At 50.7% G+C, this 18,921-nt stretch carries 5 protein-coding genes; all 5 read left to right on the forward strand.

Features of this window, described 5'->3' with window-relative positions; translation table 11 throughout:
* The first annotated feature begins 381 nt into the window (after positions 1-381).
* From AC0YOA_RS22150 to AC0YOA_RS22170, 5 genes are read left to right on the forward strand one after another with little or no spacing between them, the layout of a single operon-like run.
* Complete coding sequence (locus AC0YOA_RS22150) at positions 382-1,083, forward strand: thioesterase II family protein (protein WP_475788453.1); 702 nt, start codon at positions 382-384, stop codon at positions 1,081-1,083.
* Between the two features lie 49 nt (positions 1,084-1,132).
* On the forward strand, positions 1,133-6,925 hold the full coding sequence (locus tag AC0YOA_RS22155; protein WP_475788454.1) for an amino acid adenylation domain-containing protein: 5,793 nt from the start codon (positions 1,133-1,135) through the stop codon (positions 6,923-6,925).
* The gene (locus AC0YOA_RS22160) at positions 6,922-11,172 is read left to right on the forward strand and encodes a beta-ketoacyl synthase N-terminal-like domain-containing protein (RefSeq protein ID WP_475788455.1); all 4,251 of its coding nucleotides are present in this window, start codon (positions 6,922-6,924) and stop codon (positions 11,170-11,172) included. The genes AC0YOA_RS22155 and AC0YOA_RS22160 overlap by 4 nt, the downstream gene beginning before the upstream one ends.
* A gap of 9 nt (positions 11,173-11,181) precedes the next feature.
* On the forward strand, positions 11,182-15,717 hold the full coding sequence (locus tag AC0YOA_RS22165; RefSeq protein WP_475788456.1) for an amino acid adenylation domain-containing protein: 4,536 nt from the start codon (positions 11,182-11,184) through the stop codon (positions 15,715-15,717).
* A 36-nt stretch (positions 15,718-15,753) separates the two neighbouring features.
* Entirely contained in the window at positions 15,754-18,912 is a 3,159-nt protein-coding gene (locus AC0YOA_RS22170) for a cyclic peptide export ABC transporter (RefSeq protein ID WP_475788457.1), read from the forward strand.
* The last annotated feature ends 9 nt before the right edge of the window (positions 18,913-18,921 follow it).

The raw sequence follows: 18,921 nt of genomic DNA on the forward strand, positions 1-18,921 counted from the left end.
GGCATGAATAAGTAAAATATGTTGCACTTTCAATTATTACTAGTATATTATAAATTGTATTACATCAGTTATTGGAATTGAAATAGGTCAATAATCATGATTAATCCCTATATTTCAACATATTTGAGAAAATATAGGGAACATTGACCCTGATATTTAACGTTTTGGAGGAAATAAAGGGAATAATGTGCATATTTGAAAATTGAATGGGCGGATGATAAAATGATTTTCGAAAATCAATATGCTCCCGCTGTGTAATGAAAAGCAAACCCGAAATTCTATCAGTTGGAAACGAATTCATATGGAAAATCGCATTTAAAAGATTCAGAATATTTGAAATTTAATAGTTCCACAGAGAAATATTGCCGGAAGGATTCACTCATGAATAACATGCTTCTATTTTGTTTCCCCTATGCGGGCGGGTCTGAATCTATCTACTATCCGTGGCGCAAGTATTTGCTTCCCGGTATTGAGCTGCTGCCAATCCCCTACGCCGGCAGAGGAACAAGATTTCGGGACACTTGCTATAAAGACATGGATGATGCCTTATGCGATCTGTTTGAATATGTAAAAAAATATATCAGCGGAACGAAGTATTCCTTTTTTGGACATAGTATGGGCGGACTAATCGCTTATGAGCTCTGCAGGAAGCTGGAGGGTGAAGGGGTCCATCCTCCCAACCATGTATTTGTTTCCGGCGTCAGAGCGCCAAACAGGATACGAAGCCATAATCTTCACCAGCTGCCCGAGGAAGAATTCAAGAAAAAATTGGATGAATTAAACGGCACGCCCAAAGAGGTTCTTCATAATCGACAGCTAATGGAGATTTTTCTGCCGATATTAAGATCCGACTTCAGGCTGATTGAAGAATATGCGTTTATGCCGGACAATGCCAGGCTAAACGCCAATATCACCGCATTATACGGGAAGGGGGACGATATCGTTTATGAGGATATGATGCATTGGAAGGATTTTACGAAGGAGCAGTTTGGCCTTCAAGGCTATCCCGGAGGACATTTTTTCATTAACGATAACGATTTCGATATCCTGCATCTGATTAACGAAACCTTAGCGGAGCATTGAGTGCAAGCCAACAATCAATACAACTTTTGTACTGATCAGGAGGTTTATAATGCATACCCCAAACATTCCCGCAGACAGCAGACATAATAACGATACCGATCGATTAACGGAAGAAGAAATCTATTGGCTCGGCAAATTATCACCCGATTTGAGCATGAGCAGTTTTGCGGTTGATCACAAGATGGTGCGTGCGGAAATTCAGAATACAGAAATCTATACGTTTAAACTTCCAGATGAAATTTCCCGGAGAATTACGGCCGTGAGCAAGGGGTCGGAATACGGTGTTTTCATCATTTTGCTGTGCGGAATTCAATATTTGCTATCCATACATTCGGGAAATAAAGATGTTGTTGTCGGGATTCCGGTGTTCAGGACAAAGTCCGGACCTACTTTTCAGGATAACCATTTGATTATACGAAATGTGATGGATAGCCGCATGACGTTCAAGGATCTTCTGTTCGAGGTAAAACAAACCATCTCGGATGCGGGCAAGCACCAGAAAGTTTCCTACCCCAGGCTGGCAAAGCTTCTGCATCTGGAAACGCCTGCCGGAGATCTGCCGAAACCGCGAACGGTCGTCTTACTGGAAAATATCCAAAATAATGCTTCTGCCGGTCAATCGGCCGCCGATACGACGTTTCAGTTCAACTTGGCGGGAGAGCACATTCATTGCCGTGTATCGTTCAAGACAGGCGGCATTACGCAGGAGACCATTGGCGGTATTGCGAATCATTTCACTCACTTCTTCAGAACCGTTCTGGACAATCCTGACATCCTTTTGTCCGGGATTGGAATTCCGGATGAAGAGAGAAGCCGTCTATTATACGAGTTTAACGAAACGGCTGCCCCTTATCCAAAGGACAAAACCGTAGTTGACTGGTTTGAAGAGCAGGTGGAGAGAACACCGCATCAAACAGCAGTCGTTTATCAGAACCGAAAGCTGACCTACAGGGAACTCAACGCCAAAGCGAATCAAATCGCCCATCTATTGATCAGGCATGGGATCGGGGAAGGCAGCGTTGTCGGGATCATGGTGGAAAGATCGCATGAGATGCCCGTAGGGATGATGGGGATTTTAAAGACCGGAGGAGCTTATTTGCCGATTGACCCGGGCTTGCCGGAGGAACGAATCAGATCTCTGCTGAACAATTCGCAGGCCGGCATTATTCTGGTAAATGGCAATCTTGAAATAAAAATTTCTGATCAGGAGATGAAAATCGTCGATATCGGGAGCGCCTTGGCGAGCAGCGTGCCTATGGATAATCCGGGATTGACGTATGACCCGGAGGGCATGATGTACGTTCTGTTCACGTCGGGAACCACAGGCGTGCCCAAAGGGGTAATGGTGAAACGGCGTTCATTCGTTAATTTGCTGAATTGGTATATACGCGAACTGAAGCTTAGCGATGCTGACGACCTGATGCTGATCGCACCGCTAAGCTTCGATACGGCGCATAAAAATTTGTTCGCTCCTTTATTGGTGGGCGGGCGGCTGCACCTGTTCACCGCAGGGATGTATGACTATAACGAGATGTCGGACGTGATCGCCCGTGAACGGATTACGGTTATCAATTGTTCGCCGAGTGCCCTTTACCCTTTGATCGATTACAACGAGAACAACGAATACCGCAAATTAAGCCCTTTGAAGCATGTGATCGTGGGCGGCGAGCCTATTAATCTGAAAAAGCTGAAGCCATGGCTCCAATCACCCGAATGCCGCTCCGATGTCATCAACACCTATGGTCCTACCGAGTGTACGGATATCGCGGCCTCCTTCAAGTTTAACCGCCTGAATATGGAGCGATTGGAAGTTGTTCCGCTCGGCAAACCGCTGCCCAATACCGAAATATACATCGTGGATGAGGATATGAACCTGCAGCCGATTGGTGTTGCCGGCGAGTTATGCATCAGCGGAGACGGTCTGTCGCTCGGCTATTATAACGCGCCGAATCTGACGAACGAGAAATTCGTGGAATGTCCGTTTTATCCGGGAAAAAAGATTTATAAAACCGGAGACCTCGCAAGATGGATGCAGGACGGAACGCTTGAATTTCTCGGCCGCAAAGACTTTCAGACCAAGATCAGAGGCTTCCGTGTCGAGCTTGGCGAAGTAGAGCATTGCCTGCTGCAGCATCCCGGCGTGGAAGAGGCCATTGCAGTGTCCATGAAAGATTCTGCAGGCATGGATGTGCTGTGCGCCTATTTCGTTTCCCGCCTGAAGCTCCCGGTTTCAGAATTAAGAGGCTATGTTGCCCAGAAGCTCCCCGATTTCATGATACCCGCATATTTCACGCAGCTCGGCAAAATGCCTCTCAACAACAATGGGAAAATCGATCGGAAAGCCCTGCCCGCACCGGATCCGGATACAGCTGCAAGCTCCCCTTATGCCGCACCGGAAAGCAATATGGAACGATTGTTTGCAGGCATATGGGAAGAGGTTCTGGGTGTGGCGAGTGTTGGGATCCATGATGATTTCTTTGAACTGGGAGGCCACTCGCTTAAAGCTGCTGCCATCGTGCTGAAGATCAACAGGGAGCTGGAAACCAGCTTGCAAATAAGCGGCTTGTTCCGGCATCCCAACATAAGAGCGTTCGCCAAATACGCGGAGAGCTTGCAAGGGCGGCAATATCCGGCTATTCGGCCTGTGGAAACAACCGGAACATATCCCGTTCCTTCGCAGCAGAAGCGGTTGTTCATTTTGTGGCAGCTGGATCGGAGTTCGCTCGCCTATAACATGACCTCTGTGAATATGATCGAGGGCGGTCTCGACTGGCGAAAGCTGGAGGATACGCTCGGACGTCTTATCCGCCGGCATGAATCGCTGCGGACCTCCTTCATATTCAAGGACGGCGAGCTTGTGCAGACGATCCGACCCGACATTACCTTCACGCTGGATTTCGAAGAGGCGGAAGAAATTGGGATTCAGCGTGCAGTCAATGATTTTGTGAAGCCCTTCGATCTGGAAAATGAGCCGCTATTCAGAGTCAAGCTCATGAAGGTTGGAGACAACAGGCACCTGCTGCTGACCGATATCCATCACATTGTCTTCGACGGCGCGTCGATGGATATCTTGATGCAGGAATTCTCCGAACTGTACTCAGGGATGAGCCAGAGCGAGCTCGAGCTGCAATACAAAGACTATTCGGTATGGCAGGCTGAGCAGAATGCGGCCGATGACAGGAGAAGGCAAGAGGCGTATTGGCTGGATCTGTTCAAGGATGGTGTTCCCGAGCTTCAACTGAATACGGATTATCCGCGGCAGCCTGTCATGCGGTTCGAGGGCGGCAGCGTAAGCGTCCTCGCTAACGCAGAATTGACCGCGAGCTTAAGAGCGGTGGCCGCAGAGAGCGGGGCAACCTTATATATGCTGCTGTTGTCCGCCGTTAACGCGCTGTTGTTCAAATATACCGGGCAAGAGGACATTGTAATCGGCTCGCCGACGGCAGGGAGGTCCCATCCGGGTCTGGAACGGATCGTTGGCATGTTCGTGAACACGGTTGTCATGAGAAACTTTCCATGCGGGAAAAAGACGTTCAACGCTCTTCTGGGCGAAGTCAAGGAGAATTCGCTGAAGGCCTTCGAGAATGAACAATATCCCTTTGAAGTGCTGGTGGATAAACTGGGAGTTCCAAGGAACACGGGAAGAAATCCTTTATACGATGTGATTTTTGCGCAGGAAAGCGATGATCGCACGGCCATGGATACTGCCGGATTGTCCTTCCGGGAATATCCGGTTGAGGAGCGTTCGGCCCAAATCGATCTTTCCATTAGGGCCCTTGAGAAAAGGAGCACCCTTGATTTCAGATTTAAATACCGCACGGATCTGTTTGCGGAAGAAACAATCGCAAGGCTGTCCGGCCATTTCATCCGTTTGCTTGAGGAAATCGCACAAAACCGCGATATCCGATTGCAGGATCTCCGCATCCTGTCCGACCAGGATGAGCGGCTCCTGCTTGAAGGCTTCAACAATACGCAGACTGAATTCCCGTACGAAAAGACGGTACATGAATTAATCGGGCGGCAGGTGCGGGACACTCCAACGGAGACGGCTATCGTGTATAAGGACAGGCAGCTGACATATGCCGAACTGGATGAGCAGGCTAACCGGCTTGCCCGCGTTCTGAGAAACAAGGGAGTGAAACGAAACGATATTGTCGGAATCATTGCGGAGCCAACTGCCGAAATGGTCATAAGCGTACTGGGGGTACTGAAGTCCGGGGGCGCTTATCTGCCGATTGATCCCGGTTTCCCGGTGAACAGGATCCGCTATATGCTGGAGGACAGCCGTTGTTCATTGATCGTGACGCAGCGCCCTCTTCAGGAGATTTTGAAGCTTGATCAGGTCGCGCTGGATGACGAATCTTTAAGCCAGGTAGAAGCATCCTGCCCGGAGAACGTCAATCTTCCCGGCGATCTGGCTTATGTGATCTATACATCCGGCACGACAGGGAAGCCGAAGGGCGTCATGATCGAGCACCGGAACGTGACAAATCAGCTTGCGGGATTCAGCGGCCGGCTGAAGTTCGACCGCGAATGCCGTCATCTGTTTCTGGCCAAGTTTACCTTCGATGTGTCGGTGCAGCAGATGCTGCTGCCGCTTCTTTCCGGCGGACAGCTGTATATCCCCGGCGAAGAAACGGCTGCCGAGCCCGGACGTCTCTGGGACTACATGGCGAAGCACCAAATTAACGTTCTGTGCGCCGTACCCGCCCATATGAAAGCTCTTCTGAACAACAGGCGCGAACTCGTTAATCACCGGTTCCGTTACGTCATGCTGGCAGGTGAAGTGTTCAGCAGAAATTTGTATGACGAACTGCGAAGCGCCGTCAATGCCGATCAGATCGTGAATCTGTACGGGCCGACCGAAGCAACAATCTATACAACTTACCATATCTGCGACGGCAGCGAGGCAGGTGCGAGCCTGCCGATCGGCCGGCCTTTAGATAATTACAGAACGTATATTCTGGACCGCGAACTTCGCCCGGTGCCGCTGGGGGTGGCGGGAGAGCTGTACATCTCCGGTGCTGGAGTGGGAAGAGGGTATCTGAACAGACCGGACCTGACCCGCGAACGGTTTGTCCCCGACCCGTTCCTGGATGGGGCGAGCATGTACAAGACGGGAGATTTGGTCAGATGGCTTCCGGAAGGAAGCATCGAATATATGGGAAGACTCGACCATCAGGTCAAAATCAAGGGAATCCGGATTGAGCCGGGCGAAATCAATCATCATCTCCTGAATCATGGCAGCGTTAAGGATGCGGTTGTCGCGGCAAAAATGAATCCGTCCGGCGAAACCTACCTGTGCGCGTATGTGGTCGCGGAAGACGCTGTAACCACAACGGAATTAAGGGAATACCTGGGATTGCATTTGTCCGGGTATATGATTCCCGAACGATTCGTGCAGCTTGCGCAGCTGCCTGCAACGACCAGCGGTAAAATCGATATCAAGGCACTGCAGGAAAGAGAAGATGAAACCTATATGCTTTCGGGAACCGCTTATGCAGAGCCTTCAAGCGGGCTTGAGCAGGCGATAGCGGAGATATGGAAGCAGGTGCTCGGAACGGACCGGGTAGGAGTCCACGACCATTTCTTCGAGCTTGGCGGAAATTCCCTGAATATTATCGAGGCGCATGTCCTCCTGAAGGAACGGCTGAACGTCGACCTGCCGGTAGTTGAACTGTTCCGCTATTCTTCTATCCATGCATTGGCAAGGCGCTTGGGGGCGACAGCAGACGAAGGAGCGAGGGAAGGAAGCGGCCCGGATCGGGATCAAGTCAGGGAGGAATCGAAGAACCGGTTAAAGCAAAGAATGCAGAGAATAAAAGAGGGTGGGAAATTATGAACAACCATACGACAAACGGGCTGGAGATCGCGGTTGTCGGAATGGCATGCCGGGTTCCGGGCGGAAACGATATCCGCAGCTTCTGGGATACGATCAAGAACGGAACGGAAGCGATCTCTTTCTTCACGAATGAGGAGCTGCAGGAAGCGGGCGTCGACGAGGAGACGCTCCGTAGTCCCGGCTATGTCAAAGCCGGGGGCGTGATCCGTAATTCGGAATGGTTTGACACCCACTTGTTCCACTACTCCCCCCGGGAAGCGGAAGTGATGGACCCCCAGCTTAAAGTGCTGCATGAATGTGCCTGGGAAGCGCTTGAGCAAGCCGGCTGCTGCGGGGAGCATGGGAACGGATTAACGGGCGTCTATATCGGAGGGTCAACAAACTTATATTGGATGAACGATGTGTTTCAACAAGCGCCCGACTTTATGAGAGAGGCTAACTTATTGAACGGATCGCAATTTTTCAGCACGAGATTATCGCATCAGCTGAATTTGAAGGGCCCAAGCTATACGGTTCAAACGGCATGTTCATCTTCATTGGTTGCCATTCATCTGGCCTGTCAGGGTCTTCTGGGCGGCGAATGCGATATCGCTCTGGCCGGAGGCGTATCCATCACACTGCCGGAGAAACGAGGCTATTGGTATCAGGAGGGCATGATTCTGTCACCCGACGGACACTGCAGACCGTTCGACGCCAATGCCAAAGGAACGGTGAATGGCAGCGGAGCGGGCATGGTGGTCCTGAAAAGGCTGCAGGATGCCATAGAGAGCGGAGACTATATTTACGCGGTCGTAAAGGGGTCGGCGGTTAACAATGACGGCCGCGATAAAGTCAGCTTTACCGCGCCGAGCATAGAGGGACAGGCCGATGCGATCAGGTCCGCTCTGCTCATGGCGGAAGTCGAACCGGAAAGCATCTCCTATGTGGAGGCGCACGGGACCGGGACCGTACTCGGCGATCCGATTGAAATCGAAGGGCTGAAGCTGGCATTTAATACCGGCAAGCGGGGCTACTGCGGCATTGGATCAGTTAAAGCGAACATCGGACATCTCGATAATGCTGCGGGCGTGGCCGGTTTCATCAAGACAGCGCTTTCCCTGAAGCACCGGCTGATTCCGCCGAGCATTAATTTCGGGCAGCCGAACGACAAAATCGATTTTGAACGAAGCCCGTTCTATGTCAACACCCGTCCGGCTGAATGGAAGCATTCGGATTTTCCTTTAAGAGCCGGGGTTAGTTCGTTCGGAATCGGCGGAACCAATGCCCATCTGGTGCTCGAAGAAGCTCCGGACAGAGGCAGCCCGGACCGCGGCAGAAGGGTCCAGCTTATGTCCCTCTCCGCGCAAACCATGAAGTCCCTTGATGAACAGACCCGCAGGCTGGTCGATTATTTGGACCAGAACGAAGACATTGATTTGGCCGATGCGGCCTATACGCTTCTGATCGGCAGAAAACAGCTGAAGTACCGCAGGGTGCTGGCGGCGGCGGATGCAGTCGAGGCCAAGCGGGAGCTGGCTTCAGCGCATTCTGCCAAAGTACAGACGGCGAAGGTGTCCGGCTCCGTCAAGCCGGTCATCTTCATGTTCCCGGGACAAGGCTCTCAATATATCAATATGGGATTGGAGCTGTATAGAGAAGAACAAGGATTTCGCGAAGAGGTAGACAAATGCTGTCATATCCTGGCCAGGAAAAGGGGATATGAAATGAAAGAAATCTTGTATCCGGCACATATCGGGGAGGGAACTAACGAGAGGATTCATCAAACATCCTATACTCAACCTGCAATTTTTATTTTTGAATATGCGCTGGCCAGGATGCTGATGAATTGGGGGATCCGTCCGGACGGCATGATCGGACATAGTCTGGGCGAATATGTGGCCGCTTGTTTATCCGGAGTGCTGTCGCTGGAGCATGCCCTGGCACTGGTTTCGGCACGCGCCGACCTCATGCAGCGGCTGCCGGCGGGCGGCATGTTGAGCGTGATGGCAACACCAGACAGGCTGCTGCCACTGCTTGGTCCAGGCCTGTCCATTGCCGTTTTAAACGGTCCGTCACAGTGTGTCGTTTCGGGCTCATTTGAAGAATTGAATGATCTGGAGGCAGAGCTGGACCGGGAGAGTCTCCGTCACAAGAGGCTGCAGACTTCCCATGCCTTTCATTCATCAATGATGGACCCGGTTCTAAGCGCCTATGAAGAGAAAGCCAGGGAAGCCGTCTTTGGCGAGCCGCAGATTCCTTATATTTCAAATGTCACGGGAAAGTGGATAACTGCCCAGGAAGCGGCGGACCCCCGGTACTGGGTGAAGCATTTGCGCGGCACCGTCCGGTTTTCCGAGGGTGTGGGGCAATTATTGGCGGATGCGGACAGTATCTTTGTCGAGGTAGGGCCAGGCAAGACATTAAGCGCATTCGTCAGACAGCAACTTGACGAAGAAGCGGCAGCACGGAATGTGATCGTGAACACGGTAAAGTCTTCCAATGATAATGTGCCGGACGACGAATTCTTGCTTCGCGGAATCGGTAGGCTGCATATTCATGGCGCGCACATCGATTGGCAGAGCTATTACGCAGGAGAGAGAAGATTCCGCGTTCCGCTGCCCACGTATGCGTTTGATCGCCAGTATTACAGCATTCGCGCCGGCGAAGCCGGAAGCGGAGCCGACAATCGGGTTACGAGAGGCCGGGTCGGCGGGGATGCGGCCCGGGGCAGTAACGGGCAGCTGGCAGAAAAAGACGGGACGCCAATGACAGATAAGGAACAGCTCATTATTGAAGCCTATAAGGAAGTTACAGGCGTAAAGAATATAACCCTTTATGACGATTTCTTCGAGCTGGGAGGCAGCTCGCTGTCTGCCGTCAACGTTGTATCCAGACTGCAGAAGGACCTTCGGATATCCATCCATCAACTGTTTGAATATCCGCGGGTGTCCGATCTGGCACAGCATATCGGCTTCAAGACAGAAGGCCCTTTCTTACCGAAGGACGAATTGAAGGGGTACTTGCTCGCGCGGAGAGAAAGATATCTTTCGCCCGCGGATGCGGGCAATGAATGGGAAGCAAAACGCCGTCTATACGAGGAGAGAAGCAGGGGATATAACGAAACCAGCCTTACCCGCAGGGTGGAATACAAGGATATTTTGTTGACGGGAAGCACGGGATACCTGGGAATCTATTTGCTCTATGAATTATTAAGGCACTCGAGCAGCAATGTGCATCTTATCATAAGAAGCGGAAGCCGGGAGGAAGCCGGGAAACGGATCAAAGAAAAGCTCGGTTTTTATTTCGGACCGGACTTTTATGAGGAATGGAACCGGAGAATTTTCGTATATAACGGTGATTTAACGAAGAAGAATCTGGGAATGGATGACAGCGGGTACCGGGATCTCTGCGGACTCGTTCCATGCATTATTCATTCGGCGGCCAATGTCAGCCATTACGGCAAATACGACGAATCTTATGAGGCCAACATTGTGGCTACGGATAACTTAGTCGAGTTTGCGCTCACGGGACGGATCAAGGATTTTAACCATATCTCGACGATGGCCGTCGCTTCCGGCAGGGTTGAACATCAGAAGGACATCCTGTTTACCGAATTCGATTGCGATGTCGGACAAGCCCTGACGAGTCCATACTCGAAAACGAAGCTCATAGCAGAGAAACGATTGATGGAAGCAAGACAAAAAGGAGTCGACGTTACTATTTTCCGTGTCGGCAACATCGTATTCGACTCCAGATCCGGCAAGTTCCAGGAAAATATCGCACAGAACGCTTTATATTCCTTAATCCAATCCTATGTCACGATCGGGTTGATTCCGGAAATGGAGAGGGATACGGATTTTTCATGCGTGGATGACGTAAGTCGGGCAATCGTGAGCTTGTTTAACCGAATGGAGCTGAAGAATGAGACCCATCATATTTACAATCCGAGCCCTGTCAGCATGTCGGAGCTGCTGACGATTCCAGGTTTGTCGCTCGGCGTGGAACAGGCGTCGATCGAACGGTTTCTGGACTATGTCTATGATGAAAATCAGGTCCGCGGACATTCATCCCCTATCTATAACATCCAGCTGCACAGCATCGGAGATGATTGGGGAGAGCTTGACAGTCCGGCCGAACACACTTTATTCCATATCAGGAGCGACAAGACGGCCGCGCTGTTAGAAAGAACGGGCTTTGTATGGAATGAGATGAACGAGCAGCTTGCCGGACGAATGATAGATTACTGCCGGCAAGTGAAATTCCTGTAGGATTCGGAGGTGCGGCAGTTGACGAGCAAAGACATCTTGCATCGTACGGAATATTATAATCTTACACATCCTCAAAAAAGAATATGGTATATGGAAAATATCAACCCTGGCCAATCGATGCATAATATCGGCGGCACAGTAAGAATAAAAGGAAAGGCGGATTTCGCTTTACTGGAGGAAGCGATCCGCTCGTTTGTAAAAACGAATGAGGGCATCCGGCTTCGTCTCACGGAGTCGGAGGGTGATGTCCGGCAATATATAAGCGATGATTCAAGTTTTCCTATCGACTATTTCGACTTCAGTGCACACCCGAATCCGGAAGCACCTTTTTCCGCCTGGGTTCGTCAGGAAGCGTCGGCGCATATGCCGATCTACGACAACGCCTTGTTTTATTTCGCTTTATTGAAATTGGGAGATCGCGACAACGGTTATTTCGTCAAGGCGCATCATATGGTTGCGGACGGGTGGTCGATGAATCTTCTGACCGAACAGATTTGCGGCGCTTACTTAAAGCTCTTAAAAGGAGAGGAGGCAACCAGCCGAAACGGAAATTCCTACCTCTCTTACATCGAACAGGAGCAAACGTATTTGGCGAGCGCGCGGCTGCTGAAAAACAGGAAATTCTGGAACGACAAATTCTCGGCGCTGCCGGAGCCGGCAGGAAATGCCGGTTTGGAATGCGGCGCAGGAAACCGGAAAACATTTTCGCTGCGAAGCGGGCAAACCGAACGTATCAAACAATTCGCCGCCGATCATAATATTTCGCTGTACACCTTCTTCGTCGCCTTGTATCTCATCTATCTTCATAAGCTGTCCAGGCGGGATGATCTCGTTGTCGGACTGCCGCTGCTGAATCGGGCGGGTAAACAAGAGAAGAGCATCGTGGGGATGTTTACGAGCACGATGCCGTTTCGCTTTCGTATGGATGCGGAAGTACCGGCAAGTCAATTAATCGGGGACATGAACCGCGAGTTGACGCAGTGCTACTACCATCAGAGGTATCCGTTCGATCTCCTGGTGCAGGATTTGGAATTGAACAAGAAAGGCTACGGCCCTTTATTCCATTCCTCTGTCAATTATTATAACACCCGACTGATGAACGACCTTGACGGCATTCCAATCGAAAATGAAGAATTTTACAGCGGGGAACAGCTGTATTCGTTCCAGCTGATCATCCGGGAATGGTCCGGCTTGGGGGAGCTCCAGCTGGATATGGACTATAAGCTGCAGGATTATACGGAAGAAAGGATCCAGCAGACATACAATAGTCTGCTCCATCTGGCCGATCAAATCGTACAGTTTCCCGACCGCAAGCTGAGCGGGTTCAACCTTATAGCTGAAGATGATTGGAATAGACGGATATACGAATTCAACGCTACCGAATTCGATTATCCGAAAGAGAAGACGATTCACCGGCTGTTCGCAGAACAGGCGGCGAGGACGCCGGATCGGATCGCGCTCCGTCTGAATAATCAAACCTTAACCTATCGGGGATTAAACGAAAAATCGAATCAATTGGCAAGATTTCTTCTCGGGAGAGGCGTAAAAAGAGGAGTCATCGTCGGGCTGTCAACCGAACATTCGATGGAAACGATCATCGGGATTCTCGGGATTCTTAAAGCGGGAGGCGCTTATTTGCCCGTCGATCCCGGCTTGCCGCCTGACAGGATTCATTATATGCTGCAGGATTCGGGGACTTCCATCCTGTTGACCGATGATGAGATGCTTCATACATCGAACCTTTCCCGTTTCGAAGGGGAAGTCATTCAGCTGAATTCGGCAAGCCTGTATACAGGGGAGGACTCCGATCTTGGGGACCTTAGCGGGCCGTCCGACCTGGTTTATATCATATACACATCAGGTTCTACCGGATTACCGAAAGGCGCGATGATTGAGCATCGCGGACTGGTGAATTATATCTGTTGGGCAAAGCGGGTGTATGCGGATTCCGGTGAGACTGACGTGTTCGCATTCTATTCTTCCTTGACTTTCGATTTGACGGTCACCTCAATCTTCACACCGCTCATCGGAGGCGGCCAGATAGCCATTTATCCCGCCGATGACAATGAGTATGTGCTCTATAAAATAGTCCGGGAAGCTGTAGCAACCATTGTAAAACTGACACCCTCCCATCTCTCCCTATTAAAGGATATATCATCCGGGACGGGTTCAATCCGAACCTTTATCGTCGGAGGCGAAGATTTAAAGACAAGCCTCGCAAGCAGCATTCTCGACCGTTTCGGCAGTCATATCCGTATCTACAACGAATACGGTCCGACGGAGACGGTCGTGGGATGTATGATCCACCGGTTCGATGCCGGGAAGGATAAAGGAATCTCGGTTCCGATCGGCATCCCGGCCCAAAATATGAAAATATATATATTGGATCCGGAGCTCAATCCGGTGCCGGACGGTGAAACCGGTGAGCTATACATTTCCGGGGACGGAGTGGCACGGGGTTACCTGAACAGGCCGGAGCTGACGAAAGAGAAATTTATCGATAATCCTTTCGTTCAGGGAAAGCGGATGTATAAAACGGGCGACTTGGCCAGATTTATGGACGAAGGCAGGATCGAATACGCGGGAAGAACGGACAGTCAAGTGAAAATACGCGGACACCGCATCGAACCGGGCGAGATCGAACATGGTATGACCCATCATCCAGGCGTAAAAGAGGCCGTTGCCATGGACCGTGAGGACCGGAACGGCGGCCGGTATCTCTGCGTTTATTACACCGCGCAAGAAGAGATTCCCGCTCCGGGGCTGGCGAATTTCTTGAAAGAATATTTGCCGGAATATATGATTCCCGCTTATTTTGTGGCGCTGGACGCCATCCCTTTGACGATTAACGGAAAGGTCGATAAAGCTGCTTTACCCGAGCCTGCACCAGCAGGGAACGAGCCGGCCGCCCGCGAAGCAGCAAACGGGATGGAACGGTTGCTGGTCGATACCGTCGGACATGTTCTGAATGCAGAAGATGCGAGCCTGAAGGATAATTTCTATTATTTGGGCGGGGATTCCATCAAAGCGATCCAGATCGCCTCGAAGCTGGGCAGCCAGGGGTACAGAATCAAAGTAAAGGATATATTGGCTCATCCGGTAATCTCAGATATGGCATTATATGTGGAAACGGTTGGGAGAGGAGCCTCCGGAGAAGACAGCCCTTGCGAAGGCGTGATCAAGCCGCTGCCTTCGACATCATGGTTTTTCTCGCAGCGGCTGCCGGACATGAACCATTACACGCAATCGGTGCTGCTCAAATTAAAAGGCGAGCTGTATCCTGATAAACTGGAAACGGCGCTGAATATGATCATCCGCCATCATGATGCCTTCAGAATCAACTATGATTCCCGGACGGGGGAGCTGAGCTATAACGATTCCCTTCTCTCGGGACCATGCGAAATCCGGATAATCAATTTGTCGGGATATCCGGTTTCCGAACAGCCTGCTCAAATCTCGGGGATCGGGGAGAAGCTGAAAGCCAGCTTTGATATTGAAAATGGAGTTTTGATCAAGGCTTGCATTTTTCATCTTGGCGGTCAGGACAGCAGGCTGCTCATGACCTCTCATCATCTGGCTGTCGACGGGATATCCTGGAGAATAATCTTCGAGGATATGAGCCATGTGTACGAACAATTGCTGCATAACAAGGTTGCCGCACTGCCGCCAAAAACATGTTCGGTGCAGGACTGGGCCACCCAATTGGAGCAGTTTGGGCGTGGTCCTGCGAGAAGAAGCCTGCCTTTCTGGAATCAGCAGGTTTATGAAACCGGCACGGAAACGTGGAGAGATTTTGACCTGGGTGCGGATGCTATGGAATGCTGCGAAACGGTAGAATACCGATTGACGGAGGATGAAACAAAACGATTGCTGTTCAAGGCAAACGACGCCTACAGGACAAAAGGCGATGAATTGATGCTCATCGCGTTGGCGCTGGTGATGAGGGATTTTACGAAAACTGGCGACGTGTTGGTTGAAATCGAGAGACATGGCCGCGAGGAGATCGCGGACCATATCGACATATCGAGAACGGTAGGCTGGTTTACGAGTTTATATCCGGTCAGACTGGCAGTCCCGCATACGGGTCTGTCATCGCAAATCAAGCTGTTGAAGGATCAATTGCGGGGGATCCCGAACAATGGACTTTGTCATGGCGTCTTGAAATATATAACTGGCGAATTGGACGGCGATCCGGGGAAAAATGTGCGGTTTAATTATTTGGGCGATTTTAACGCTTCATTTACGAGCGGAATATTCGAACATGCGGAGGAGCCTGCCGGCAGAGAATGCAGCGGCCGCAATGAAATGTCTTGTCTGCTGGATATCGTCGCTTATTCGGTGAATAACAGGCTGAAGCTTTCGATAACCTACAGCCGCAGCAAGTTTAGACCGGAGACGGCAGAGCGATTTGCCCGCTCCTATATGGATCGGTTGAGAGAGGTCATCGATCATTGCAGCGGCAGGGACCACAGCGAGTTTACGCCTGCCGATTTTGAAACGATAGACCTCTCGAGCGACGAGCTCGAACATCTTTTTAACGATTGAAATCATGCCGAACCGATTCTCGAAGTGGAGAGGACCATGCCGAAAATGCAAACAAGATTCATATGGATGATCCTTGTCGTATTCCTGCTGGTTCCAACCATAGCCGGACCCGCCGCCGCTGCCGCGGCGAATGAAAGCGCGGCAGCGGAATTGCCGGACGGCTATGAACGCCAGCTGGACTCATGGATTCAGAAGCAACAGAAAGAGGGGAAAATTCCCGGCTTGTCGGTCGTCGTCGTCAAGGACGATCAACCTGTTTATAAAAAAAGCTTCGGCTATTCCAATCGGGAGACGAAGCAGTCCGTAACCGAACAAACCTTGTTCGAAATCGGATCAAACAGCAAGGCGTTTACGGCTCTGGCTGTCTATCAGCTTGCCGGAGAAGGCGTCATCGATTTGAATGAACCGGTGAGCAAATATTTGCCCTGGTTCCAAATGAAGTATAAGGGCGAGCATGATGGTCAGCTCATCAACGGTGCGGTCGATATCAAGGTGGAACAGCTGCTGCACCACAGCAGCGGAATCCCGTTCGAGACGATCAAGGACATCCCCGTGACGGACGATGAAGATGCGCTTGAACAAACGGTGAGAACGCTGCTGAATCACCCTCTTGCGTCCTACCCGGGAGATCAATTTGAATACGCGACGATCAATTACGATATTTTGGGCCTGATTATTCAGGAAGTGACGAACCAATCGTTTGAACAATATGCGGACAGCCATATCCTGAAGCCTTTTGGACTCGATCATACGTATCTGTTCAGGCAGGAGGCTGCACAGCAAGACATGGCCGAGGGCTACAAGCTCGGATTCTTGAGACCTGTCCAGTATGATGCTCCGATGTACCGCGGCAATACGCCGGCCGGTTATTTCATCTCCAATGCGGAGGATATGGAAAAGTGGCTGAGGATCCAGATGGGCACATCCACGCTGGAGCAGGCCGACCAGGATACGGTTCAAAGAACGCATGAGCCGAACCGCTCCGTTGCTCCCTCTTCGGACGGATCATCCTATGCGGGGGGATGGGAGGTATACCAGAGCGGGGAAGGTGAAATCTCCCATGACGGAAGCAATCCTAACTTTTCCTCCTTCCTGGTATTTCGTCCCCATGAGGGTCTGGGCGTTGCCGTACTGGCCAATTTGAACTCGTCTTATACAAGCGTCATGGGTCAAGGCATCATGGATATCCTTCAAGGAAAGAAACCGGCGGACAACGCGCAGGATATGTATAAAAGCCTCGATGTCTTTGCTTTTTTCGTCATCCTGCTGATGCTCCCGCTGATAGTTGTTACACTGTATTTTATTGTTCTGTCCGCAGCCCGGATTTACAAGAAAAAAAGAAGGCTGGAGAAGCATGCAGCCAGGCGTATAGGGATTCCGCTGGCATCGCTCGCATTTATCCTGGTATCGGGATATTGTCTATATCAAATTCCCGACGTATTATTTTCCGGGCTTTCCTGGGATTTCGTCAAGGTGTGGGCGCCTGCGAGTCTGATTATTGCGATTGGCGCGGTCATGTCCGCCATCATCCTTTTCTGCGTTTACCTGACGCTGGTATCCGTTTTTTCGGAACGCAGGGACAGGAATTTTTTCCCCCTCATCCTATTGAGCATCGCCAGCGGCTTCGGCAATGCGATGATCATCTTCATCGTCAATGAAGCGTTAAACCGGACGGGGCAATCCGGAAGCGGATTGTTTTTATATTTTGCACTGGGCATCGTCATTTACGTGATGGGACAGAAGTTCGTGCGGACCAGGCTCATCACGCTTACGAATAATTTGATCGCTGATAAAAGGATCGAGCTGCTGGACAAAATTTTGAATACCCCTTATGAGAAAATCGAGCGGCTCGAGAGCGAAAAGATTCAAACCACGTTAAATAATGATACAGAAGCCATCAGCAACCACGCGGCTACTCTCATTACCGGACTGACGGATTCGATAACGCTGCTGTGCTGCCTGGTCTATCTGGGAATTCTGAATGTCTACGGACTGCTGATTTCCATTGCCGTCATGCTCGTTGCGGCAGGCTTATATTATGTGGCAGGAAGGTCGGCCAATAAGCTGTGGGAGCAAACGAGAAACATTCAGAATACCTTCTTCAGATATATCAACGATCTTACCGGAGGCTATAAGGAACTCAGGCTGGGATCGGCAAAACGGGAGCATTTCAGAGCGGATATGCAGGAAAGCATCGGCGATTACAAGGACAAGCGGATCCGGGGCGGGCTGAAGTTCGCCAATGTCTTTATAATCGGCGAATTGTTGTTCACGCTTGTGATCGGGGCGGTCACGTTCTTGTTTCCCATTCTGTTCGAGCAGGTGCAGAGCCATTCCCTGCGAAACTATGTGTTCGTATTCCTCTACATGACAGGGCCTGTCAACAGCATTCTTAATGCGATTCCGCATGCCGTACAGCTGCGGATCAGCTGGAAGCGGATCAAAGCGTTTATCGCGCATTTGACGGAGATTGAAGCCGGCAAGGAGAAGACAGAAGGGGAGGCAGTGCAATCCGGCGGCTTGCAAATTGAACTGAAGGACGTGGAATACGAATACCGCGGCGAGAATGGCGAGTCCTTTCGGGTCGGACCGATCGACTGCAAATTTCATTCCGGCGAGATCGTTTTTATTACAGGAGGAAACGGAAGCGGCAAATCAACGCTTGCGAAACTGATTACAGGATTGTACGCGTGCGAGAAGGGTGAAATATTCGTCAACAACCAAGTCATCGGCAATGAGGAATTGGGCGAGCTCTACTCTGCCATTTTCAGCGACTATTACCTGTTCACCAAAATATACGGCATCGATTGCGCGTCCAAAGAGGACGAGATCGATACCTATTTGAAACTGCTGCGCATTGACGAGAAGCTGCAAATTCAAGACGGCGAGTTCAGTACGACGAAGCTTTCGACAGGTCAAAGAAAGCGACTGGCGCTATTGATCAACTATCTGGAGGACAAGCCGATCTGCCTGTTTGACGAGTGGGCGGCCGACCAGGATCCGGAATTCAGACAATTCTTCTATACGGAATTATTGCCGCAGTTCAAATCCAAAGGGAAGTGCGTCATTGCCATTACCCACGACGACCGTTATTTTCATATGGCAGACAAGCTGATCAAGATGGAAAGAGGAGAAATCGTAGAAGAACAACAAATGAACCATACTCTTGCAGGTTCTGCTGCACAAGCGAGATAGGAGGAGCTT

Source organism: Paenibacillus sp. JT22N12 (assembly GCF_056269365.1).